The sequence below is a fragment of the Paulownia witches'-broom phytoplasma genome, from assembly GCF_019396865.1.
GTDB classification, from domain to species: Bacteria; Bacillota_I; Bacilli_A; order Acholeplasmatales; family Acholeplasmataceae; genus Phytoplasma; species Phytoplasma asteris.
Genome location: NZ_CP066882.1, coordinates 328,838 through 352,789 on the forward strand (window position 1 = coordinate 328,838; position 23,952 = coordinate 352,789).

The 23,952-nt window shown below is 28.5% G+C and carries 25 protein-coding genes; 13 read left to right on the top strand and 12 right to left on the bottom strand.

Features of this window, described 5'->3' with window-relative positions; genetic code table 11:
• The first annotated feature begins 53 nt into the window (after nucleotides 1–53).
• The 4 genes from HGD80_RS01690 to HGD80_RS01705 all read left to right on the top strand — a co-directional run bounded on the left by HGD80_RS01690 (nucleotide 54) and on the right by HGD80_RS01705 (nucleotide 4,567).
• Entirely contained in the window at nucleotides 54–1,325 is a 1,272-nt protein-coding gene (locus HGD80_RS01690; RefSeq protein WP_219475360.1) for a dihydrolipoamide acetyltransferase family protein, read from the top strand.
• Nucleotides 1,326–1,346: 21 nt separating this feature from the next.
• Entirely contained in the window at nucleotides 1,347–2,720 is a 1,374-nt protein-coding gene (lpdA, locus tag HGD80_RS01695; protein WP_219475363.1) for a dihydrolipoyl dehydrogenase, read from the top strand.
• Between the two features lie 189 nt (nucleotides 2,721–2,909).
• On the top strand, nucleotides 2,910–3,101 hold the full coding sequence (locus HGD80_RS01700) for a hypothetical protein (protein ID WP_219475365.1): 192 nt from the start codon (nucleotides 2,910–2,912) through the stop codon (nucleotides 3,099–3,101).
• A gap of 698 nt (nucleotides 3,102–3,799) precedes the next feature.
• Entirely contained in the window at nucleotides 3,800–4,567 is a 768-nt protein-coding gene (locus HGD80_RS01705; protein WP_219475367.1) for a TatD family hydrolase, read from the top strand.
• A gap of 93 nt (nucleotides 4,568–4,660) precedes the next feature.
• Here the strand turns inward: HGD80_RS01705 and HGD80_RS01710 are convergent, their stop codons facing one another.
• Nucleotides 4,661–4,987, bottom strand: a complete 327-nt coding sequence (locus HGD80_RS01710; RefSeq protein WP_041624979.1) for a hypothetical protein — start codon at nucleotides 4,985–4,987, stop codon at nucleotides 4,661–4,663.
• A gap of 691 nt (nucleotides 4,988–5,678) precedes the next feature.
• On the opposite strand from HGD80_RS01710, the gene plsX reads away from it, so the two are divergent.
• The 4 genes from plsX to HGD80_RS01730 all read left to right on the top strand — a co-directional run bounded on the left by plsX (nucleotide 5,679) and on the right by HGD80_RS01730 (nucleotide 8,728).
• Nucleotides 5,679–6,794, top strand: coding sequence for a phosphate acyltransferase PlsX (gene plsX, locus HGD80_RS01715; protein ID WP_219475369.1), 1,116 nt, complete (start codon nucleotides 5,679–5,681; stop codon nucleotides 6,792–6,794).
• Nucleotides 6,791–7,507 carry a ribonuclease III gene (rnc, locus tag HGD80_RS01720; protein ID WP_219475372.1) on the top strand — a complete coding sequence of 239 codons (717 nt, stop codon included), beginning with the start codon at nucleotides 6,791–6,793 and terminating at the stop codon, nucleotides 7,505–7,507. Before plsX ends, rnc begins: the two co-directional genes overlap by 4 nt.
• 4 nt (nucleotides 7,508–7,511) lie before the next feature.
• Complete coding sequence (locus HGD80_RS01725; RefSeq protein ID WP_219475376.1) at nucleotides 7,512–8,132, top strand: DnaD domain protein; 621 nt, start codon at nucleotides 7,512–7,514, stop codon at nucleotides 8,130–8,132.
• Between the two features lie 128 nt (nucleotides 8,133–8,260).
• Entirely contained in the window at nucleotides 8,261–8,728 is a 468-nt protein-coding gene (locus tag HGD80_RS01730; RefSeq protein ID WP_219475381.1) for a hypothetical protein, read from the top strand.
• A gap of 80 nt (nucleotides 8,729–8,808) precedes the next feature.
• Here the strand turns inward: HGD80_RS01730 and HGD80_RS01735 are convergent, their stop codons facing one another.
• The 6 genes from HGD80_RS01735 to dnaX all read right to left on the bottom strand — a co-directional run bounded on the left by HGD80_RS01735 (nucleotide 8,809) and on the right by dnaX (nucleotide 15,205).
• Nucleotides 8,809–10,431, bottom strand: coding sequence for a CTP synthase (locus tag HGD80_RS01735; protein WP_219475384.1), 1,623 nt, complete (start codon nucleotides 10,429–10,431; stop codon nucleotides 8,809–8,811).
• Complete coding sequence (locus HGD80_RS01740) at nucleotides 10,424–11,422, bottom strand: phosphatidylserine decarboxylase (protein ID WP_219475386.1); 999 nt, start codon at nucleotides 11,420–11,422, stop codon at nucleotides 10,424–10,426. The genes HGD80_RS01735 and HGD80_RS01740 overlap by 8 nt, the downstream gene beginning before the upstream one ends.
• Before the next feature lie 12 nt (nucleotides 11,423–11,434).
• Entirely contained in the window at nucleotides 11,435–12,169 is a 735-nt protein-coding gene (locus HGD80_RS01745; protein WP_219475387.1) for a CDP-alcohol phosphatidyltransferase family protein, read from the bottom strand.
• A 237-nt stretch (nucleotides 12,170–12,406) separates the two neighbouring features.
• The gene (gene rpoE / locus HGD80_RS01750; RefSeq protein WP_225904416.1) at nucleotides 12,407–12,820 is read right to left on the bottom strand and encodes a DNA-directed RNA polymerase subunit delta; all 414 of its coding nucleotides are present in this window, start codon (nucleotides 12,818–12,820) and stop codon (nucleotides 12,407–12,409) included.
• A 138-nt stretch (nucleotides 12,821–12,958) separates the two neighbouring features.
• A complete protein-coding gene (locus tag HGD80_RS01755) occupies nucleotides 12,959–13,243 on the bottom strand; it encodes a YbaB/EbfC family nucleoid-associated protein (protein ID WP_219475389.1) in 285 nt (94 codons plus the stop codon).
• 12 nt (nucleotides 13,244–13,255) lie between these two features.
• On the bottom strand, nucleotides 13,256–15,205 hold the full coding sequence (dnaX, locus tag HGD80_RS01760) for a DNA polymerase III subunit gamma/tau (RefSeq protein ID WP_219475391.1): 1,950 nt from the start codon (nucleotides 15,203–15,205) through the stop codon (nucleotides 13,256–13,258).
• A gap of 1,325 nt (nucleotides 15,206–16,530) precedes the next feature.
• Between dnaX and HGD80_RS01765 the strand changes: the two genes are divergently transcribed.
• The 5 genes from HGD80_RS01765 to HGD80_RS01785 all read left to right on the top strand — a co-directional run bounded on the left by HGD80_RS01765 (nucleotide 16,531) and on the right by HGD80_RS01785 (nucleotide 18,741).
• The gene (locus HGD80_RS01765) at nucleotides 16,531–16,977 is read left to right on the top strand and encodes a type I restriction endonuclease (protein WP_323802005.1); all 447 of its coding nucleotides are present in this window, start codon (nucleotides 16,531–16,533) and stop codon (nucleotides 16,975–16,977) included.
• The gene (locus HGD80_RS05695) at nucleotides 16,922–17,110 is read left to right on the top strand and encodes a DEAD/DEAH box helicase family protein (RefSeq protein WP_219475392.1); all 189 of its coding nucleotides are present in this window, start codon (nucleotides 16,922–16,924) and stop codon (nucleotides 17,108–17,110) included. Before HGD80_RS01765 ends, HGD80_RS05695 begins: the two co-directional genes overlap by 56 nt.
• A gap of 8 nt (nucleotides 17,111–17,118) precedes the next feature.
• Nucleotides 17,119–17,880, top strand: coding sequence for a DEAD/DEAH box helicase family protein (locus HGD80_RS01775; protein ID WP_264081108.1), 762 nt, complete (start codon nucleotides 17,119–17,121; stop codon nucleotides 17,878–17,880).
• A gap of 92 nt (nucleotides 17,881–17,972) precedes the next feature.
• Nucleotides 17,973–18,350: a type I restriction enzyme subunit R domain-containing protein gene (locus tag HGD80_RS01780; RefSeq protein WP_219475394.1), complete on the top strand. Its 378-nt coding sequence runs from the start codon at nucleotides 17,973–17,975 to the stop codon at nucleotides 18,348–18,350.
• On the top strand, nucleotides 18,295–18,741 hold the full coding sequence (locus HGD80_RS01785) for a type I restriction endonuclease subunit R, EcoR124 family (protein WP_219475396.1): 447 nt from the start codon (nucleotides 18,295–18,297) through the stop codon (nucleotides 18,739–18,741). The genes HGD80_RS01780 and HGD80_RS01785 overlap by 56 nt, the downstream gene beginning before the upstream one ends.
• 283 nt (nucleotides 18,742–19,024) lie before the next feature.
• On the opposite strand, the gene HGD80_RS01790 is transcribed toward HGD80_RS01785, so the two are convergent.
• The 5 genes from HGD80_RS01790 to HGD80_RS01810 form a co-directional block, all read right to left on the bottom strand.
• Nucleotides 19,025–19,969 (bottom strand): IS3 family transposase, encoded by a 945-nt coding sequence (locus HGD80_RS01790; RefSeq protein ID WP_219475606.1) that lies wholly within the window; start codon nucleotides 19,967–19,969, stop codon nucleotides 19,025–19,027.
• A gap of 1,138 nt (nucleotides 19,970–21,107) precedes the next feature.
• Entirely contained in the window at nucleotides 21,108–21,452 is a 345-nt protein-coding gene (locus HGD80_RS01795; RefSeq protein WP_219475397.1) for a hypothetical protein, read from the bottom strand.
• Nucleotide 21,453: 1 nt separating this feature from the next.
• A complete protein-coding gene (locus HGD80_RS01800; protein WP_219475203.1) occupies nucleotides 21,454–21,930 on the bottom strand; it encodes a Panacea domain-containing protein in 477 nt (158 codons plus the stop codon).
• Nucleotides 21,931–22,871: 941 nt separating this feature from the next.
• Nucleotides 22,872–23,240, bottom strand: coding sequence for a hypothetical protein (locus tag HGD80_RS04815; RefSeq protein ID WP_225904400.1), 369 nt, complete (start codon nucleotides 23,238–23,240; stop codon nucleotides 22,872–22,874).
• A gap of 1 nt (nucleotide 23,241) precedes the next feature.
• Nucleotides 23,242–23,724 (bottom strand): Panacea domain-containing protein, encoded by a 483-nt coding sequence (locus tag HGD80_RS01810; RefSeq protein ID WP_219475245.1) that lies wholly within the window; start codon nucleotides 23,722–23,724, stop codon nucleotides 23,242–23,244.
• Between the last annotated feature and the right edge of the window lie 228 nt (nucleotides 23,725–23,952).

Sequence of the window (23,952 nt, forward strand, 5' to 3'; positions counted from 1 at the left end):
AAACAACAAACCCCAACCAAACTAAACTGCATTATAATCAAGGAGATAAAAATATGTTTGAATTTAAATTTGCTGATGTCGGCGAAGGCATTCATGAAGGTACAATTACAAGATGGTTTTTTAAAGTGGGCGACCAAGTAAAAGAAGGTGATGTTTTAGTTAAAGTTGAAACTGACAAATTAGACGTTGAACTAACTTCTCCTGTAGCAGGAAAAATCTTAAAAAGAGACCTTAATGAAGGTGAAATTATTTGCGTAGGAGATACTATCGTTTTAATCCAAGAACCAGGTGACACTGATGCAGATGTTAAAAAGTTTTCTTCTCAAAACCCTAATGAAACTGCTGCTACAGAAAAAAACGACACCCAACAAGCACAAACATCCGCAAAAACCTCTTTACCACCTCAAAAAGTACTTGCTACTCCATTAGTAAAAAGTCTAGCCAAAGAACTAGGACTTGACCTTTCAACCATTAAAGGAACAGGTGTAAATGGAAAAATCTTAAAAGTAGATGTACAAAACGCAACTAACCCTTTACAAACTCAACCACAAACACAAACACCACAACCAACAACCCCTTTTGTCCAAGAACAACCAACCCCCACCCCAACTTTTGCCACATCTAGCCAAGAAACAGAAGTAGTAAAAATTTCTCGCCTCAGAAAAGCCATCGCCCAAAAAATGGTTCTTTCCAAAGGCAAAATCCCAGAAACTACTCTAATGGACGAAGTAAACATTACTGCTTTAGTAACACTACGCAAACAAGCCAAAGATCAAGCACAATCGCAAGGAATCAAATTAACTTTTATGGCTTTTATCATGAAAGCAGTAGCGATTGCCTTACAAGAATTCCCAGTATTTAACGCTAGTTATGATGACGTTAAAGAAGAAGTGACTTACAAAAAATTCATTAATTTAGGAGTAGCAGTTGATACCAAAGACGGTCTAATCGTTCCTAACATCAAAGATGCTAACAAATTAACCCTTTTAGAAATGGCACAACAATTACAACAAGTAGCCAAAGCCACTACCGAAAGAAAAGTAGAATTAAATCAGCTTCAAAACGGAACTTTTACTATCACTAATTTTGGTTCTATCGATATTACTTACGGCACTCCAGTTATCAATTACCCTGAATTAGCTATTTTAGGAGTAGGAAAAATCACCAAAAAACCTGTAGTTGAAAACAGTCAAATTGTAATTGCAGACATGCTTCCTCTTTCCTTAGCAATTGACCACCGTATTATTGATGGTGCTGATGGCGGTAGATTTTTAAAACGCGTTAAAGAATTGCTAAATACTCCTACTTTATTGCTTTTATCCTAACAGAAAGACCAAGGGCAAATTATGAAAAATTATGATGTTTTAGTGATTGGTGGAGGCCCTGGTGGATACGTTGCTGCCATTAAAGCTGCTCAAATGGGTGCTAAAGTTGCTTTAGTAGAAAAACATAAATTAGGTGGTATTTGTCTTAATTATGGCTGTATCCCTACCAAAGCTTATTTAAAAAGTGCCAAAATGTATAAAGATATCAAACGTTGTGCTGATTTTGGAATTAAAGTACAAAACGGCGTTTCTTTTGATTGGTCCTCCATTTTATCACGCAAAAATAAAATTGTTGCTCAACTTACTACAGGTATATCTTTTCTCCTGAAAAAAAATAAAATTGATTTTTACCATGGTTTTGCAAGTGTTCTTTCTCCTTGTGAAGTCCAAGTAGACACTAAATTATTGCACACCCAAAAATTAATTATTGCAACAGGCAGTACCGCTTTTGTTCCACCTATTCCAGGTGCCCAAGAAGGTTATCAAAAAGGCATTCTTAAAACTAGTAAAGAATTACTACAACTAGAAAGCTATCCTTCCAAAGTTACTATTGTAGGAGGCGGTGTTATTGGAGTAGAATTTGCAACTATTTTTAATTCTTTTAGTAGCGAAGTGACTATTTTAGAAAGACAAGACACTATTCTAAATGGTATGGATAGGGACGTTGTTGTTGCATACACTAAAAAACTTCAAGCAGACGGTATCCAAATTTTGACTCAAGTAGAAGTAACTAAAATTAATGACAATCAAACTACCTACACTCAAAAAGGCAATGCCAAAACAATTACTTCGGATGTTATTTTAATGGCTGTAGGCACCAAAGCCAATCTTGCAGGCTTAGAAAAATTAAATTTAGCCCTCAACCGCAATAGCGTCCAAACTGATAATTTTTGTCAAACTTCAATTCCTGGAGTATATGCTATTGGTGATGTAAACGGCAAACACATGTTAGCTCACGTGGCAAGTCATGAAGGTATTGTAGCTGTGACTCACGCTTTAGAACAAAAAGCACATCCCATTAATTATGACCGTGTTCCTGCTTGTATTTATGGTTTTCCTGAAATTGCTTCTATTGGCATGACCGAACAAGAAGCCAAAGAAAAACAAATGGATTATAAAGTTTCTAAAATATCTCTGGGAGCTGTTGGCAAATCTTTAGCTGATGGCGAAAAAGAAGGTTTTGCTAAATTAATTGTTTGCAAAAAACATTTAGAAATTTTAGGAATGCATATTTATGCTTACAATGCTACTGAATTAATTAGTGAAATGGCTGTAGGAATGGAACTTGAAGGAACTGCTTACGAACTATCTCAAGCAATTCATCCTCATCCTACCTTATCAGAACTTACTTTTGAAGCTCTTTTAGGAGCCGTTGACAAACCAATTCATGCATAATTATTATTTGATCTTTTAACAAAAAAGAACCTTTAATAGGTTCTTTTTCCTTAAATGGGTGATACAATTATGAAAACCCAAAAAAGAAAAAGAAAACGAAGCGAAATAAAAAAGCAAAATAAAAATAAAGATAAAGCACAACATTAAATATTAAATCCTCAAATATTTTTGAATAAAAGGAGATGATAAATGATTACTAAATATACCATTAGAAAAGTTTTATTTTTTATCTTATTATTTGCAGATTTTACCATAGGTTTTCTCGAAAAAGCCAAAATATTTACAATCCCAGATAAATATTGGGCATTAAGTTTACCTTTTATTTATTTGTTGCCATTTTTGACTCTTTCTGGCATTCCTTTTTATATTGGATTTAAATGATCCCAAGGTAAAGAATTTGTTTAATAAAGACCCTAACAAGGGGAAACACTTCAAAATATTGATTTTGGTGAATCTATTAGGCCAGATTTTAAAGCATGTATGTATGATGGCAATATAGGTTTTAATTCTAAAGAGAAAAAACTAAAATAGTTTGTTGCTTTTTTTGTTTTAGCTGTTATACTAATGATTTTAGCACTATTTTTTAGTGTGGAATTAAAAAAAGAAACATTGGCAAAATTTTGATTTTATATTTCTTTAACTTATTTTATATTTCTTTAACTTATTTTATTTGTTTTTATATCTATTTTACTTTATATTCATATAGTGTTTTATGGTTTTTATATGTTAAATTTTTTAAATGGTTAGGTTTTGCTTATTTTGAATAAGATTTTATCAAAAATCTCAAAAAACATAATTTATTTGCTATTAGTATTTTTTATTATGAAAACCAAAAAAAGAATAAGAAAAATAAAGATTAAAAGCCCAACATTTATTAAATAAATTTTTTTTTGCTTTCTTATATATCTAATTATAAATTATTATTACTTTTAACCTTGCAAAATAATTTACCCTATGAAATTGACAAATCTAAAATCACTTCTTTAATCTTTTTATATTTACCATTTTTTAAAACTTATAAATAACAACAAAATAACCATTTTCCAACCCCTTAAAATCAAAAAAAGGAATACATTAAAATGTTAATAGACACTCACGCTCATCTCAATCTTAAAACATATAAAAATAAATTAGATGATGTTTTTCAAAAAGCTTGGAATAATGACGTCAAAAAAATGATTGTTATAGGCATGGATGAAAACACTAACCAAAAAGCATATGAAATCGCTAATAAATATAAAGAAGTAATGGTAGCTTTTGGGATTCATCCTTGTTCTGATTTTTCCCAAGAAACTCCCGAAAGCATCATCAAATACCTCAATCATCCGCAAACAGTTGCTATAGGAGAAATTGGCCTTGATCTTCATCACAGACAAGATAATTTAGCTGTCCAAAAAAAGTTTTTTCAAGCCCAAGTTAAAATTGCTATCCAATATAACTTACCTATTATTATTCATGCACGCAAATCTTTTGAAGAAATTTATCAACTTTTACTACCTTATCGCAATCAAGTTAGAGGAGTTTTTCATTGTTTAGTTTTTAGTTTAGAAGAAGCCAAAAAAGCTTTGGAACTAGGTTTTTACATTGGAATTGGAGGAGTTGTTACTTATCCTCATGCCCAAGTTGCCCACGAAATTGCAAAAACTATTCCCCTAGATAAAATTTTATTAGAAACTGATTGTCCTTATTTAACTCCTTATCCGTTTCAAAATGAAACCAATGAGCCTTATCATATCAAATTAATTGCCCAAAAAATTGCTCAATTAAGAAATATTTCTTTGCAATGTGTTGCTACTCAAACAAGCAATAATGTAGCTAAGTTGTTTTTAAATAAAAATTCTTTTTAATCTTTTTGGCATATCAAAAAAATATTTGAAATATAGAATAATTCAAAATCACACCCAAAAACATCCCTTATATAATAAAAAAATCAACTCCGCTTATACGAAGTTGATTTTGCTTTTTTCTTCTTCATCAGTTTGGCGAAAACTATCTACATCTAACCAAACTTCAGAAACAGTACCACATTTACTTTGCTTAACTTTTCCTTCTAACACTTTAATAACTTGTCCGGGTTGCAAAAAAAACTCAGGATTATCAGCGTCAATATGAGTAAAATTCATAAGAACTTCATCATATTTTTGTTTACAATTATCAGTTCCTACACAAACATTAGTAGCAAACCATTGTCTTTTTGAACTACCATTTTGTTTTAAATATCTAACTTTTACTTCTAAATAAAAATTTTTAACGATTGCTTGTTGCATGCATTCCATTTTCTAACACTTCCTTTTACAATTTTTTGTTGATAAAATCGTTACTTTTCAAGTTTAATTCATTATTTAAAAACTTAAAATAATGAAATTATCTCCTAATATGATAAAATAATATTGAACTGTTTAATGTAGTTTTTTTTATTTAACATTTCATTTACTATTATAGCAAATTATTATAAATTTTATTTTGATAAAAAAATATTTGTAATAAATTTATCATTAATTTGTTCTAAATTATCTTTTTGTTTCTATAATTATTTGTCAACCAATCTTTTGATATCATTATTTGCCTCTTTATTTTTTTTATTTTTGCCACATTTTTGCCAAGACTTATTAATTGCAACTTGAAAATTATTTTGATAATGCTTTTTCTGAAATTTCTTTTAATTGCAAATGCTTTGAAATTTTAACTCAAAAAGGCTAGAAGATAATTATTATCAAAGTAATTTATTATGATGGATTATAATTTTTCAACACTTCACAAAAGAAACAATCAAATTATGATTTAGCCCTATTTTTATTTTTTGCCTCTATATTACGATTTGGTAAAAATAAAATACTTTTTAATGAACCCCAAACTTAAAAACCCTCAAACGTTTTATTTAGAACAAATAGATTTAATCTAAAAAACAAAAACAAAATCAAATTACAAAAACAATGCACAACAGAAAGGAGCTTTTTTATGATTAAAATAGCAATAGATGCCATGGGAGGCGATTTTGCCCCATTAGAAATTGTCAAAGGAACCTTGCTTGCCTTAAATAAAAATAAAGAACTTCACGTCGTTTTATATGGCAATCAAAAATTAATAACTCCACTTATTGAAAAAACTCCTTTTTTTGGCAACAACCAAATTACTATCAAACACACCCCTTATTTTTTAAGATCAGCCGACAAAAATATAAGAGACCAATTAAAAGCCACTCCCAACGCTTCTTTATTTTTAGCGCTTGAAGCAGCCAAACAAGATGAGGTTCAAGGAGTAGTTTCGGCAGGCGCTACCCAAATTTTGGTCTTAGCAAGTCATCTTATTCTTAAAAAAATGCCTTTAATGCAAAGAATTGCCATTGCCCCTATGTTTAATTCCTTTGATAATCGCACAAGAATTTTGTTAGATGCAGGCGCTAACACCGAACTAAAACCCCAGCATTTGCACACTTTTGCAAATTATGCCACCATTATTGCCAAAGAAATTTTAGAAATTCCAAATCCCCAAATAAAACTACTTAACATCGGAACAGAGCCTAACAAAGGAAGAGCTTTGGAACTTGAAACTTACCAACTTTTATCCCAAGACTCCAATCTTAATTTTGGCGGTAACGAAGAACCTCAAAACCTTCTTACTACTTCAGCAGACATTTTATTAAGTGATGGATTTACTGCCAACATCGCCTTAAAAACTTATGAAGGCACAATGCTTAATTTAATGAACCACTTAAAAACTATCCTTACTAAAAATCTTATCAAAAAAATGGCCACTAAAACTTTATTTCAAAAACCACTACAACAATTAAAAAACCAACTAGACCCACGCCAAATTGGAGGAGCTATGCTTTTAGGACTTAACAAAATTGTCATTAAAGCTCACGGCTCTTCCCAAGCTTACGCTTTTTGCCAAGCTATTTTACAAGCTCAAAAACTAATTAAAGCCCAAGTAAATCAAAAAATTGCTCATTCCTTAGAAAGTGCAAAAAACAAAGAAACCCAAAGTAAACAAGCATCAACAACAAACACAGCTCCCAAAACCTCTGAAACGCCCAAAAATTCTGAAACCACCAAAGAAAGCCAATCCCTATGAAAAACATCCAAACTCTTTTTCAAACCCTCAATATCACTCCCCAAAACCTTGCCCTTTACAAACAAGCTCTTACCCACAGCTCTTATTCTAACGAACAAAACCCACCCCAAGAAGACAACGAAAGACTTGAATTTTTAGGAGATGCCATCGTAGGCTTACTTATGGCTGACTATCTTTATTCCCAATCCAAAGAAGACGAAGGCATTATGACTAAAAAAAGAGCTCAAGCGGTGTGTGAAAGGTCACTTACCATCTACGCTCAAAACATTGAATTGCAAAATTATCTTCTTTTAGGCAAAGGCGAAAAAAACAAAGATTTTAATGCTAAAAGTATTATGGCAGATACTTTTGAAGCCTTATTTGGTGCTATTTATCTTGATTTAGGATATTTGACAGCCAAAAAAGTTTTTCATAATATTGTCTTACCTCACTTAGCCAAAACTATCTATATTATTGATTTTAAAACTCAATTACAAGAAATAGTTCAGTCAGAAAAAAAAGCTATCCAATATAAAATAGTCCAAGAGCAAGGACCTGCTCATTCTAAAAAATTTGTAGCAGAAGTTTATTTAGAAAAAAATCTTTTAGGAACAGGTGAAGGCAGCACTAAAAAAGCCGCTGAGCAAAAAGCAGCCCAACAAGCATTATCCAAAGTTGCCAAGCCCAAAGACCTACTCAACGACAAAGGCGGCAAAGAAAAGGAGCTTCAATAATAATATGGTTATGTTTCAAAAACTTTACGAAGATGGTTTTTTACAAGTAGAAAAAATGTTAATTCAAGAATACCAAAAATTAGGATTAACCTACCCTGAACTAACTATTTTGCTATTCTTACTAGATTTTTCCAAAAAACGCGTCTTTTCGTCCAACACCTTAGCCAAAAAAGCAGGAATCACTAAAAAAGAAGTAGAACATATTTTAGAACAATTAATGTCAAAGGATTTTTTTGACCTTTCCCAAGAAACTAAAAACCATAAAATTATTGAAGTTTTTTCACTACACCCCACTTTTGCCAAGCTAGAAAAAATCTATCAAGACCAAATTCGCGAATCCAAACGCCAAAACCAACTTACCTTAATCCAACAAACTATTGAATATTTAGAACACAACAAAGGACAAACTCTTACATCTAACGAATTAGACTTAGTTAGAAATTGGTATCAAGACCAAGAATTTAGCCATGAAGAAATTAAAAACACAATTGAAGAAGCTCTTTGTGTTAAAAAAACCTCTATTTTTTACATCAACACTTTGCTTGGCAAAAAGAAATTTTTGACAGTTATACCCGATGAAAAAGCAGACAAAGCCTTAGCAAAACTTTTTAAAAAAATAAAATAACACTCAGTTTGGGCAAACAAAAAGTCAAGCTTACTCTTTTTATGTGTTATAATTACTTATGTAATTATTTTTTTAGTATTTTAATTATTTTATTTATGAAAAATAACTAGTAAAAAGGAATTAAAAAGATGAAATTTTTAGAAACTAAACGAGGAAAAATGATTACTGGCATTATTTTTATTACTGTTACTCTTTATGTAGGGTTAGGTTTTTATATTTCTTTTAATCCTGTTAACTGGCTTTCTCCTAAAAAAGTTTGGGCAAAACAAGCAGCTCAAAATTTGTATAATTCAGTTGAAAAGTTAACAAAAGAAGAAAATAAAGGCAATGTTAATTCCAAACTTGCCAGCATTAAAACTAATTTAGAAGCAGTAAATAAAAACGTAATTGAATATTATAAAGAATTAACTAGCAATGAATACGAAGTAGTAAAAGACCTATACGAAAAAATTGTTGAAGCAAAAGACGTTGCTTATAGATTATTTAAAAAAAACGATAATAAAGCAGATGATACAATTTTTTCAAATATAAAAAAATTATTTAAAAACGATAATGCCAAAAACCTCCAAGAAAAAGTTAATAATTTAACCAAATAAAAAACACCCTTATTAAGGGTGTTTTTTATTATACATATGAAAAAAACTACCTTAAAAAGGTAGTTTTTTTCATTTATAAATTATTTATTTTTTTGATTTAATAAAGACGCTTCAACAAACCCTTTAAATAAAGGATGTGGTTTTAATGGTCTTGACAAAAACTCAGGATGAAATTGTACTGCAATAAACCAAGGATGGCTTCTTAACTCAACAATTTCACAAAGCTTTTGTTCTTGATTTATTCCAGAAACAACAAAATCATTATTTTTTTCAAATAAAGCAACATAATGAGGATTCATCTCAAAACGATGACGATGTCTTTCATAAATTATTTCTTGATTATAAATAGCTTTACTTTTGGTGTTCGCTTTAAGATGGCAAGGATAAGAACCTAATCGCAGGGTCCCTCCTAAATTGCTGTAAACTATTTTTTTAGTAATTACAGGATGCGGCGTCTTTTCGTCAACTTCCAAAGAATTGGCGCCTTGTAAATGTAGCACATTGCGGGCATATTCAATAACTGCTAACTGCATACCTAGACAAATCCCAAAGAAAGGAATATTGTTAGTTCTTGCATAATTAATGGCTAAAATTTTGCCTTCAATAGCGCGATTGCCAAAACCATAAGGAACTAAAATACCATCATAGTCTTCAAGCAAAGAAGAAACATTGTCTGGCGTTACTTTTTCAGCATCTATCCATTTAATTTCCAGTTTACAATTATATTGATAAGAAGCATGGTTAAGAGCTTCTATGATTGATAAATAAGCATCATGTAAAACAATGTATTTACCCACTAGAGCAATGACTACTTTTTTTTCTAAATTTTGGATGCGTGTAATTAGTTGTTGCCAGGCTTGCAAATCGGCGTTTGAAAAATTAGTAAGTTTTAAATGTTGCAAAATAAAATCATCGATTCCTTGATGATGAAAGTTAAGAATCATTTGATATAAAATATCAACATCTAAGGCTTCAAAAATAGCTTGTGGATTGATGTCACATAAAGCAGCGATTTTATTTTTGGTTTCTTGGTTGATAGGAACTTCACTACGTAAGACCAAAATTTGAGGTTGTATTCCTAAAGCACGTAATTCTTTAACGCTGTGTTGGGTAGGTTTTGTTTTGATTTCTTGAGCTTTTTTTAAATAAGGAACTAAAGTGGTATGAAGATACAAAACATTGTGATAACCAAAATCAAAGCGCACTTGTCTGATGGCTTCTAAAAAAGGCGATGATTCAATGTCTCCTACGGTGCCTCCAATTTCTACAATAACAACATCTGATTTGTGAAAAAGAGCAGCATCAATTAGTTTTTGTTTGATTTCTTCAGTGATGTGTGGAATAACTTGAACGGTTTTACCTAAGTATTTGCCTTCGCGTTCTTTATTGATCACACTTTGATAAATTTGCCCTGCAGTGACATTTGACTTTTTGCTCATGTTTTCATCTAAAAATCTTTCATAATGACCCAAATCAAGATCAGTTTCAGCGCCATCATCAGTGACAAAGACCTCACCGTGTTGATAAGGGCTCATTGTTCCAGGATCAATATTAATATAAGGATCTAGTTTTTGAATACTTACTTTAAGACCTCTATTTTTTAAAATTTGTCCAATAGAAGCAGCAGTGATGCCTTTTCCTAGGCTTGAAACGACTCCTCCAGTAATAAAAATAAATTTGGTTTTTAAATCTTTATTATTCAAGTTTTTGTACTTCTCTTTCTTTATGATTGGCTTGTGTGGTGCAATTGGAGTTTTGATTTGATTTTGGTTGGGGTGTAATGGGTTCAGAGAAGGATTTATAAGTGATTAGATGGGGCTTTGTAGGAGTTATTTTTTTACCAATAACAGTTAAAATAGGGATTTGGGTTTCATATCTTTTTTGGGTGTGTTCTAAAATACGAGGATCAAATGAAACTATATTTTTTTTAACTAAGATAATAATAGTTGAACCTCCTGTATCAAAATAGCCTTTTTCTTGACCTTTTGAAAACGTGTGTAAAGGATGATTTTGGATTTTTCCTACCAATGTGGCTCCTACTTCTATTTGAACTATTTTACCAAAATTTTTGGTTTGTAAGATACTATATTCGCGAGTGTTTGTTTTAAACACATCAAAACTTTCAAAGGCAATGGGATTTACTGTATGTAATTTTCCTTTGATTTTGCAAGGAAACATTTGAAAAAAACCTTCGTCTACAAAAAGATAACGGTGATAATCATGGGGTTCTAAGCGGAAAATAAGCAAATAGCCTTCCTCGTATTCTTGAGCTAATGTGGGATTTTGCAACAAATCAACTAAACTGTAATTGGTTTCTTTGATGCAATAGAGTGCTTTTTTGGTGATAGGATAAATGCTTAATTTGGATTCACAAGGACTGATAAAAGCAAAGTTGTCTTGAGAAATAGCAAGTTCTTTGTATTTTCTTGTAAAAAAATCATTATAAGAACTAAATTTTTGTTTTTCAAATAAGCTTAAATCAATTTGGTGTTGTTCGATGATTTTCAAAGCGTATTGGCGTGACCAAGGAGAATAAAAATACAGATTAACTAACCAAGAAATAGGTTTAGTGATCAAAATTTTGAGAAGGCATCTTTTCCAAAAGTTTTTTTCTAAGTTTGTGTATAAAAATTTTTGCAGGCGACTTGTTGGGTCTTGACAAATAATTTTTCCTTCTAAATTAACTATTTTCATATTGTAAATCGCTCACTTTGTAATTGCCATTGGTAACAAATATTTTAATAAGATTTTAAGCAACATAAATAGGATAAAATTTAGTGCTAATAATAAAATAATTGTTATTGTAGTTTTGGCTTTTGGTTTGGGGAAATGGATTTTTTTACAAAGAAATAAAAAAGTTAAAAGTAACATGCAGGCAAAATGAAACCAAAAAAAAGTAGGTCTTTGTTCGATAAAACCTAAACTTTTGAAATCCCAAGTTTTGCAAATAAACTTAGCTAAAAATAAAAAAGGAAATAAAATAGCAGCTGCAGTTACGGGCAAACCTGTAAAATAAGAAGGGCTTTGAGAGTCGTATTTTTGGGTTTCAGCTAAAACATTATAATAAGCAAGTCTAATTAAGGCTGCCAAAAGATAAAAGCCCCAAACTAGCCAAACAAGTGCAAATAGCCAAAATTCTTCTTTTAGGGTTGAAGTTTCACCTTTGAAACTCAAAGAATAGTTAATAAAAATAGGAAGGACGCCAAAGCTTATTATATCGGCTAAAGAATCAATTTGAATGCCATAGCTTTTTTCTGTATGACTGCGATTTTTTTTGGTTCGGCTTACCACACCATCAAACATATCACAAACGCCTGATATTAATAGGCAGATTAAAGCAGAAGTGTATTTGCCGCAAGCACCAAAGCCAATGCCACAAAAACCACTCATTAAATTTAGGTAAGTTAAATAAGTTGTATAATTGTAAAAACCTAAAAACATATTATTTAACCTCGTTTTACTAATGTTTTTTCTTAAACCATTTTTGGTTGTTTAGAGTTGGGGGGAATAAAAAAGGAAAAATCCCTTATACATCAAGAATAAAGGATATTAATGAACTTAAAAAACTTGATAATTATTGATTGGTTGTTTGTAAATGCAAATTGTAAAGTAGTAATTATTTTTCATAAAGATGTTCGTATTCTTCTTCTAATGGATCTTCATAATCATCTTTCTCTTCTAAAACAATATCATCTTCAATTTTGTCATCGTCTTTGTTTTGTTCTTCTGAAGAGGGTCAGTTTGGGCAGTGTCTTTGTCAGAAAGGAAATCCTCAAAATCTAATTCTTGTAAATCGGTATCTTCGTCTAGAGGTTCGTCGTTTGAAATTTGAGTTTTTTCAAAAAAATCTTTATCCCAAAAAAGTTTATTATTTTCTTTAATAATTAATTGATTGTCTTCGCAAAAAACAAATTTTCCGCTCAAAGCGATGTCTAAATAAAGCTGATTAGCTACATTGGGGTTGTTATTTGGGATTTGGTGTTTTTGCAATGTTTGTTTTAATAAATCATAGACTGGAACAGGATTGTGATGTTTTTTCATAATGTCATAAGCAGTTTCCAAAAGTGATTTTAGAGTTTTGGTTTTTTTCATAAAATACCTCCTTTTAATGTAATAATGTTTGGGATTTGGGAAATAATGATAAGTGATAAAATAAAAAGAAAAGAAAAGAAAGGAAAGGAAAAGGGCTAAATAAAATAAAGAAATGCAAAATATGGGGGGGTAAAAATTTTAGAATTCTATCAAATATCCAGATGCTTTTTGCATGAGTTCTTTGGATTTTCTTTCTAACTTTTTTAAAGCAACATTAAAAGCCAACAAAACGCTTTCTTGGAGAATTGCTTTGCTGTGAATTTGAGAAATAATAACATCTACGACTTGTTTGGTGCCTTGTAAAACAATTTCTACATCCCCTGCTTTGCCAATAAATTCTTGTAATTCTAATTGTTGTTGGGCGTTTTCAATTGCTTCTTGCATTTTTTTTAATTTTTCAAACATATTAGATTGTGTTTTCATAATTTTTTGCTCCTAGTTAATTATTTCTACTATATCTTTACCAAAAAAATCATAAGCTAGTTGGATAATAGCAGGCTTGGTTGGTTGGGTCGCTTTGTTTTGATATAAGTCAAGATCAAAATTGCAAGTAGCTGTGAATTTTGCAATTGATGCCTGGTTTGGATGAGGATGGTTTTTGTTGTAAAAAGTTTCTAAGGCTTGCCAATCTTGTTTTAAAAAAGCAATGTAGTCTGTAATTGCAAAAGTGTCGTTATTCAAAATTTCTAAAGCTTTTTGTTTGATGTTTTTTTGTAAAACAAGTTCAAAGGCATCTTCATCTTCATAAACTAAAATCATTTGTTGGGATTGACTCAAAGCAACTATTTTTCCTCTATCCAAAATTTCGGCTACATTTTTATAATAACTGTGAGTAGAATAGCGATTTTGTAAATTTGTCCAAAAATTTGTTATTGTGTTTTTGGTTGGCTCGTCTTGATTAGATAAAATATTAATTGCAAATGATATCAAATCACAAAGAGAAGAATTGGAAAAATAAGGGTTTTTTTTTGTTGGGGATTTGGTTTCTTGTGAGTTTTGGGAAGGCAAGTTATTTTGTTGAGTCAATTCGGAGGTAGTAGAATTGTTAGGTTTTTTTTGTGAAAAATTATTTTGAGACTGTAAATCTTGGACTGGATGCAGATATTCTGTTTTTGGTGGTTTTTCGTTTGCTATTGACGCAAGTTTAGTTGGTTTGATTTTTTCTGTATTGTTTTGGGTAAGCTTTGTTGGTTCATAATTTTCTTTGGCATTTGTTTCATCTAATGCAAGTGATGCTTTCTCATTATTGTAAATATTTGTTTTATTTGTTACAAATTGTTGGTTTTCTTGTAAATTGGCTTGAAATTGAAAAGAATGTAGAGAGCATATTTGCAAAAAGGCAATTTCTACCAAAGATTTTTTTTGATCGCTTTTTTTGAGGTCTTGTTGTAATTTAATTAAGATTCTTAAAAAATGATCAATGTGGTTTGTTTCTTCAAGCAATAATATTTTTTGGTCTTGGTAAAGTGGCGATGTTTTGGAATCTTTTTTATTTTTGGCATTCCAAATTAAATAATCTTTGATAGCATCAATTAAATCTAAAATTAAAAGGTCGATGTTTTTGCCTGAATCAATTGCTTTGTGCAAAAGTTGCAATGCTTTGATCGCTTCTTTTTTTAGTAGATTTTGGAACAATTTTTTGATAATTCTGGCAGACACCGTACCTTTAATATTTGCAACATCTTCTGAAGTAATCAAATTATTTTGATAAGCGCTTACCTGATCTAACAAACTAAGGGCGTTTCGCATTCCACCTTCCGAATGGCAAGCAATGCTTTTGATGGCATCTTCAGTGATAAACATATTTTCCAAAGCAGCAATTTTGGTTAATTGTGCAGTGATGTTTTTGAGGTTCAAATTTTCAAAGGCAAAACTTTGGGCGCGCGAAAAAATGGTGTCAGGGATTTTATAAATTTCGGTAGTAATCAAGATGAAAACTACATGTTCGGGCGGTTCTTCTAAAATTTTTAACAAAGCGTTAAAAGCGTTTGGCGTAAGGACGTGAACTTCGTCAATAATATAGACTTTGTATTTGCCTGTGTGAGCTTTGTATTGGGCTTTATCCTGTAATTCTCTGATTTCGTCAACCCCATTATAAGAAGCGCCATCAATTTCTGTGATGTCTGTGTTTGCTTTGGTAAAGTTTTGGCAATAATGACAAGAACAACACACATCTCCTTGATTGGGCAACAAGCAATTAATGGCTTTGGCAAAAATTTTGGCTAAAGTAGTTTTTCCAGTACCTTTGTTGCCGCTAAAAAGATAACAATGATTAATTTTTTGGTATCTGATGGCATTTTTTAAAGTTTGGATAATAATTTCTTGACCGACAACATCTGCAAAAGTTTGTGGTCTGTATTTTCTGTATAAAACTAAATAAGACACTAAAAACTCCTTTGATTAAATTATGCCCAAACCACAACAATATATCTAGATAAATTAGAACATAAATAATTTTTTATATACAAAAAAATCTCCTAAATATTATAACATATTATTAGATGAAAATAGAAGTTTATTTTGCAAATTTGCAAATGAATTATTTGTTTATTGTAATTAAAAATATTGATCTATTCTATGGTTAGAATACGATTAGATTGAATTAACTTTACATTTATTATTTTTGTATTTTTTCCCTTTGCGTCATAATAAATAAGAGTTCCATCTTTCAATTCTTTTTTATTCATTTTGCCATTCTTTTTATAAAATTCTATTTGCCCATTTTTGCGGTTTATTTTTTCTATTGTCTCGCATTTTCTGAAAAATACTTTGTCGCCATTTTTATTTTCTATATCGCCATTGTTTTGAACAAAATATTTTTCACCATTTTGAGTATATATTTTTTCTATTTCTTTGGTTTTGCTAAAAACAATATACTCGATAACTGATTAAAATTATAAAAGCTATTTGTCTATAAATAAAATAATTAACATAATAAATAATAATCTAAAATAAACTAAATTGCTTATGACTTTATTATAACCCAAAAAATATCAAAATAATAATTTATAATCGTTTTAAAATAAAATTAATTCCCACCCATAAAGAAAAAATAAAAGCCAAAAAGACATAAAAAGTGGTTAAAATAACGAATTATATTGTTGTTTTTTTGATAAAATATAGTTAATAACGTTTATCAAGCGACGTTTAAATATTAAATATAAATCAACGACCTAATATACAAAAGACAAATTATCTAATTATTTTTTTTCATTTTAAATATTTTCTAAAATAGTTAATGAGAGTGGAGAATTAACAAATATGTGTTTAAATAATAAAAAATAAAAAAATAAAAAGGAAGAGGTGATATTAAGAAAAAGCATTATTAACAAATTAAAAAAATGGGTTATGCAGAAGTTAGCATCAAAACACAAGAAAAATTAGAGGATAATTTTAAAAGACAATTTATAGAATATAACAGTAGGTATGTTCTTTTCAAGAGAAGGGGAAGGAGGAGCTGAATGAATACTGGTTTTCTACAATTAATAGTGAATTGCTTACCAATGAAAAAATGGATGTTATCGAAATTTATAAATATTTAAGAAAAGAAATAAAAATTCCAAAAAAAGACAAAAAAGACTATTTTTATTTTAATTTTTTTAATAAAGAAAATTGGTGTAAAAATATTTTTCAAGTAGCACAAAACGTTCCCTGCTCAAAATTCATATAAAAACGAGTCAAAATCAGCTGAGCATGATATAGTAATATTAATTAATGGCATACCGATGGTATTAATAGAATTAAAAAAAAGAAGTTTGGATAAAGGGCTTGACAAAGCTTTTAAACAAGTAGAAGACTATTCCCCTAAATTAAAACAACAAGGTTTATTGAAATGTATAGAACTTTTTATAATTTCAAATGGAACCGATACTCAATATTTTTCAAATCAAGACGCAGGAAAAAGCAAGGAATTAAATAAATTCCGTTTTGAATGGAGTGATGAAAACAATAATAAAAGAAATGAAATCATGGAATTTATTCCAGAATTTTTACAACGTTGCCATTTAGCATTGTTTCTATTTTTCTTTTTGGTTCATCATGAAAAAAATCAAAAATTAATGGTTGCTAAACCTCATCAATTTCACGCTATAAAAAAAATTGTTGAATTCACAAAAAAAAGAAATAACCCAAGAAAACCCTTTAAATGTTACAAATAACATTAAAAAAAATAGTCATATTTGGCATACCAGAGGTTCAGGTAAAACTTTAACTGCTTTTTTACTTTGTCGTTATTTGAAAAAATTTATATCCATTAATGAAACTCAAAAAAATATTATTGTTTTTTTATAGTTGGCCGCATAGAACTAGATTTACAAACTCTTCAAGAATTTAATAGTTTTGAAAAAGATTCAACTCAAGAAATATTAAAGGTAGAAAATCTTAAAGAAATAATGCAAAATAAAAACAATGCTAGTGGAAAAATAATTGTAACGACTTTAAAAAAAATACATTCATTAATAAACAAATATAAAAATGAAGATTTTTTAAAAAAATATAAAAATGAAAAAATGTTTTTTATCATAGATGAATGCCATAGATCGCAACAAGGAGAAATGCATGAAAATATGATTAAATATTTTTATGGATCTTATTTTTTGGGGTTTACAGGGACGCCTATTTGCGAAAAAAATAAACTTAGTAAAAATGCTAAAACAACAAAAGAACTTTTTAATAAATGTATACATGAATATCGTTTTTCCAATGTTCCAAAAGATAAATTTGTTATTAATTATAATGTGGAATATTATAGAAAAGCAAAAAATAATTCAACTTGTAAAGAAGAAGTAGTAAAAAAGATTCTAAATTCTTATCATGATTTAACACAAAATAAAAAATATAATGCCTTATTTGCTGTTTCTAATATTGATGATTTAATAGAATATTATAACATATTTAAAAACAAGGAAAATGAACATGATTTAAAAATAGCAGCTATTTGTTCTGAACATTTTAACTCTGAAAATGAAAAAAATGACGATAAAAGGGAGGCTTTTAAATCAATAAAAAGTGATTTTTATAAAAATTTTAGCAAAAAAAACAAAAAATCAATTTGTAGATGATAAAACACCTTTTGTTAATGAAAAAAGATATCATGAACAAATATTAGAAAAAATGAAAACTGATAATAAAAATCAAAAAAATAGATTTACTTTTGGTAGTCAACATGTTTTTAACTGGTTTTGATTCTCCTCTATTAAATACCTTATACTTAGACAAAGAGTTGAAATACCATAATTTAATCCAAGCATTTTCTAGAACAATTAGAAAACATGATAAAAGCAAAAAATACGGTAATATTTATTGTTTTCAAACTAAGAAAAAGGAAAACGACCAAGCTTTATTATTTAATGAAGCAATGGGTTTATTGGATCCAGAACACACAATCAAAAAGAAAAAAAGTTATGAAGAATTAAAACTAGAATATAAAGATTACTTAAAACAAATAAGAAAATTAGTTCCTAATGTAAAATATATTGAAAAAAATATTATGGGTTATACAGAAAAAGAAAAAAATCATAGATATTTTTGATAAATATTCTAAAATAAGAAATATTATTAGGATAAAAACAGAGTTTGAAGAAAAATATTTTAAAAAGGAAATAGACAAGGAAGAGTTCTTAGATTATAAAAACAAAAGAGATAAAATTAAATCAGGAGCACCACAAAACACGTCGAATCCAAAAGATGAAATAAAACACGTTGGTAACGCATTTATTAATTTAGTTTATATAAACAAATTAATATCATCATTTGAAAAAACTGAACAAAAAATACATAAAAGCACTTCATCACAACAAAACAAAAATTTTAATAAAGAAATAAAAAATATTTTGGACGAAAATAATAATGATGTGACTGGGCTGTTCCATTTTTTCATACAACTTTTGGTTTTAAAAAAACCCTTTAAGAACCAATATTAAAGGCATAATTCCATATCTTTTCAAACTAACAAAGTAATTTCATTACACTTAAAAAGTGTCTAATGTTTTTTCATAATTTGCTAGTTTCAAAAGATATTTTTTTAAATATTTTATCCCTACATTATATATATAGGCCGAAAAAACGAAAAACTCACCTATAAAACGACATGGGTTTCATTTTTTTACACAATAATGCGGAATTTATTGTTTTGGGTAGAAAAAATGCATGACAAAACAACCTTTTTTCAAAGGTTATAAGTTTATAATATCTGTAATTAAATATTTATCTAAAAGTTTGAAAGTATTTCAAAGGAGATAAATTGTTTAATTTAGTTAAAATCCATTTATTATTCCAAAAAGAAGGGAATTGATTGATAATTTTTTTGATTTTAGTTGAGGTTTTTTGGAATAAAAAGGGATGTTGGTTGAATAAAATACTTTTCATCTGGCCGAAAAAGTTTTCAATAACGGCGTTATCACGAGGGTTGGCTTTTCTTGACATACTGATTAAAAAACCTTTTTTAGTTAGTGTTTGTTGGACTTTTTGTGATTGATAAACGGTTCCTTGATCAGAATGAATGATACAAGGGGTTTTTAAAGTGGGAATTTTTTTGATTGTATTTAAAATTAATTCTTTATTTTGTTGATTTGAAGTGTGAGAAGCAATTATTTGATTGTTAAAAGAGTCGATGATACACGAAAAATAAATAAATCCTTGGGGAGTGGGAAAATAAGTAATATCGGTAAATAGTTTTTTCATGGGCTGGGAGGTATTAAAGTTTTGATTAATTAAATTTGGGACTACTTTGAGGTTAGATTTTAAATTTTTATGATAATAATATTTATTTTTCTTAGGTCTTAACTTACAACAAATATTATTTTCTTTCATAATAAGATAAACTTTTTTCTTAGTAATAAATTCGTTAAAAATTTCTTGGTATAAATCAGTAATTTTGCGATGACCGTAAAAATATTCATGTTGCAAACATAAAGTTTGAATACGTTGTTGTTGCAAAAGATATTTTTCTTGTTTTAATTTAATTTTTTCTTTAATTTTTAACCAATAATAATAAGTACTTCTTTTAATTTGAATTGTTTTTAAAATGGTAGTTAAATTGAGATCTTTGACAAATTGTTTAACCAGTTTAAAAACAATTTTTTTATTAATGGTTTGAATATGGAAAATCATATTTTGTAATAATTTTATTTTCTTCTTTAATTTTTGCATCATTAACACCAATTATCTTAATATTTTTTTTAATTACAAAAACAATTATAACTCAAAAATGCATTAAAAATTAATTTTAAAATATATTTATTAAATTATTATATAATATGATTAGTATTCAAAGACGAGCGTAGCGAACTAGGCGGCCAGCCGAGGAATATTACAATTAATCTATTACACCCTCCTATAAAGTCCCCTTTGGGGATTTAGGGGTTTTTTAATTTGGCCGTCAAATTATTAAATTTGACGGGCACATGGTTAGACAATATACTTTATCTAAACATTATAAATTGTGATATATTATAATAAATTTATATATACTAATTAAATATAAAAACCCTTAATAGGTTTTTATATTTAATTAGTATCATTAATATTATTTTATTTAATATTAAATAAAATAATATTAATGATATATGTTTCTAATAAGGTTAAACCCGAATTAAGTATTATTTATCACAACCCAATTCAAAACAGCCTTGGAGGGCTTTTTGAATTGGTGTTAGGTTTTCCTACGGGTTTAACCTTATTAGAAACATACCATTATATATATAGGCCGAAAAAACGAAAAACTCTCCTATAAAACGACATGGGTTAAATTTTTTTACACAATAATGCGGAGTTTTTAATTTTAGGTCGGTTATGCTATATAATAACAGGGTTAAAGGCAATATCGCCACCATAAACACTAGCGATTTTTCCTGGAAGAGACAAAAAAATGAAAAAAAGTTGTCAAAAAACGATCAAAAAAATCTTCCTCAAAAATAAAAAAATACCCCCTCAAATGAGGGGGTCTAAATTAGGTTAAAAAATGATTCGTTTTAATTTATGTCAAAATTGTAAAAATTAAAAGTAAGTGTTTTCCTAGGGTTTTGAGGACTACTTTATCAACAAATTGAATTTAAAGGGGGTATAAATTAAGACTAGGGTTATTACCCTAATTGTATTTAAATCAAAGCGAGAGGGGCAAAATAATGCGTTTAAGAGGCATTTGGGATTTAGGGGGTATCTTTTTTGTAATTATTTTTTCAATTATAATCACCTTCATTAAGATGTTGAATAATTCTTTTGGAAAGTGTCAAAGCACCAAGAGAAAGGAGTTAATTTATATGTTGAAAAATATAAAAATAGAAATTGTTTAAATTATATGTTCTGAGTCTAATCCAATAATATGAAAAACATAATTGATAATAATTCCAAGTAGACGCTTTTGTTTACCGAGTCCTAATTGATAAACATCATTATCGTTTGCTTTAGATAAAATATCACTAAAATGATTTTTTAAATTTTCACTTTTCACTTTATGAAAATAATTTTTATTATTAAAAACATCAGAAAAATTCTTGTGTGAAATGTGATAATTTAGAGGAAATAAAACCTCTTCAAATAAGTTTTTAATTTTCATTTTCTTAAAATAAGATAATATAGTCAATTCTTTATCAAAAGAATAAATAAATTTTTTGCCGCCAAACCTATCAACCATTTTATTTTTGAATCCTATTTAAATTGTTTTTAAAATATTTATAAATAATTTCATCTGAAATAACATTTTCATCCCAACTACCACCGCTATTATAACCCAGCTGCCATGGTAATTCTTGATGAGTTAAATCTGATAATTCATTGCCAGTTGCACTACCATACAATTCAATAATACTATCAATAACATTTTTCCAATCAACCGAAGTATTTATTTTTTTAATGTTTCCTTTTGGGGATAGCTTATTAATAGGTAAATAAGTAAATTCTTTAAATTCTTTATATAATTCAGGTAAAACTGGACCATACACCCAAGCTCTAAAAGAATCTTTAAAACTATCAAGTGAACCACATTTTACTAAATATTTAGCATAAGCATAATAAATCATTTTGTGTAATTTCATATGAGTGGTTTTATGTGGATTGTTTTCAATAATATAATTTGCCACATCAAAAACATTGATTTGGTTTTTGTTTTTCATAATCTCAACTCCTTTATTTTTTTATTTGTATAATAATAAGTTATAATATATATATCAATTATATCATATTTAGCATCCTTCTATATTTTAAATTTTATAATATTTATTTGTAAATATTGTATTAATTAAATTATTATATAATATGATTAGTATTCAAAGACGAGCGTAGCGAACTAGGCGTCCAGCCGAAGTACAACCAAATTAACTCTTACCCTCCTCCTATAAAGTCCCCTCTGGGGATTTAGGGGTTTTTAATATGTCCGTCAAATTTAAAAATTTGACGGGCACCTGGTTAGACAATATACTTTATCTAAACATTATAAATTGTGATATATTATAATAAATTTATATATACTAATTAAATATAAAAACCTATTAAGGGTTTTTATATTTAATTAGTATCATTAATATTATTTTATTTAATATTAAATAAAATAATATTAATGATATATGTTTCTAATAAGGTTAAATGACAAAAGCCCGACCATAAACATTAGCGAAATGATGACATAAGAGATAAAAAATAAAAAAAAGTGAAAAAAAATAAAAAAATACCCCCTCAAATGAGGGGGGGTCTAAATTAGTTTTAAAAAAACGATCCGTTTTAAATTAACCTCAAAATGCTCAAATTGAAAGTGAGGCTTTTACTGGGTTATCTGAGGGTCCCAAAAGGGAGAAATCCAAAATCAGGGGGCGTTTAAGAGCATTCCTGATTTAGGGGGTATCTTTTTTGTAATTATTTTTTCCATTATAATCACCTTCATTAAGATGTTTGAAACTTCTTCTTGTGGATGCTAACGATAGTGATTAAATGAGTTGTTTGTTCTAAAGTATTTGAACCCTCTTTATATTATATATTTTAACATATTTTTTTATGTTTCTTAATTGCTTTTCTATTTTTTTAATATTATTTATCATTTGATCGAGTTTGGGTTGGTTAATTATTTTTTCTTTGTATTTCCTTTATGGTTTGGATCATAGGCGATAATAACAAAATATTCACCAACAGTTATACCATAAACACGTTCTTGCAAATTAAGAGATATTTGGAAAATAAGTTCATCTTCAGAAAGATTAACAACACGAGCAAACCCTTTTCGAGAAAGGGTGCTAGGTTGGACTACATGATATCTAGGACCTTTATTATGTGTTTTTTTGATTTGATACCATGTATACTCAATATATTTATTTAAAGGAGAGATAACTTTTTCTAAAAATTGTTTAAAACCTTTTATTGTTTTAAAACTTGAAATATCTGTTAAATTTTGATCGAATCGATAACGAAAAAAAATATTAACTGTTTGTTCCATATTAACAAATGTGTTTAGTATTTTTAGAAAAATATTCTAAAATATCTTTGTTTTTAATAATGTTTTTAGACCAATCGGAATTGATATAATATATGTTTTTCCATGGGTCTTCTTCGTGAGTTTGTTGAGTTAAAAAACTGGCTTCTTTATTGCCGTATAATGAAATAATATCATCAAGGATTTGTTTTTGAGTGGCATTTATTTTAGTTTCATCTCCCATTGATAAAGAATCGGGATTTAACGGTTTATAAGTAAATTCTTTCACTTGTGCGCACAATTCAGGAAAAACAGGACCATAAATCCAAGCTTGGATTTGTTCTTTTACAAGAGGTTTTTTTGTTTGTACTAAATATTTTGCGTGAGCGTAATAAATCATTTTATTTAGTTTCATTTTAGTAGTTGGATGAGGATTATTTTTAACAATGTAAAGAGCAACATCAAAAACGTTAATTTGGTTTTTGTTGGGAATGTTTGATGTTTTCATATTTATTTCCTTTCTTATTCTTTATATTATATATTTTAATATATTTTTTTAAATATTTTATCCCTACACTATATAGTTAGGCCGAAAAAATGAAAAAAAGTTGTCAAAAAACGATCAAAAAAATCTCCCTTAAAAATAAAAAAATGACCCCTCATTTGAGGGGGGTCTAAATTAGTTTTAAAAAATGATCCGTTTTAATTTATGCCAAAATTGTAAAAAATAAAAGTA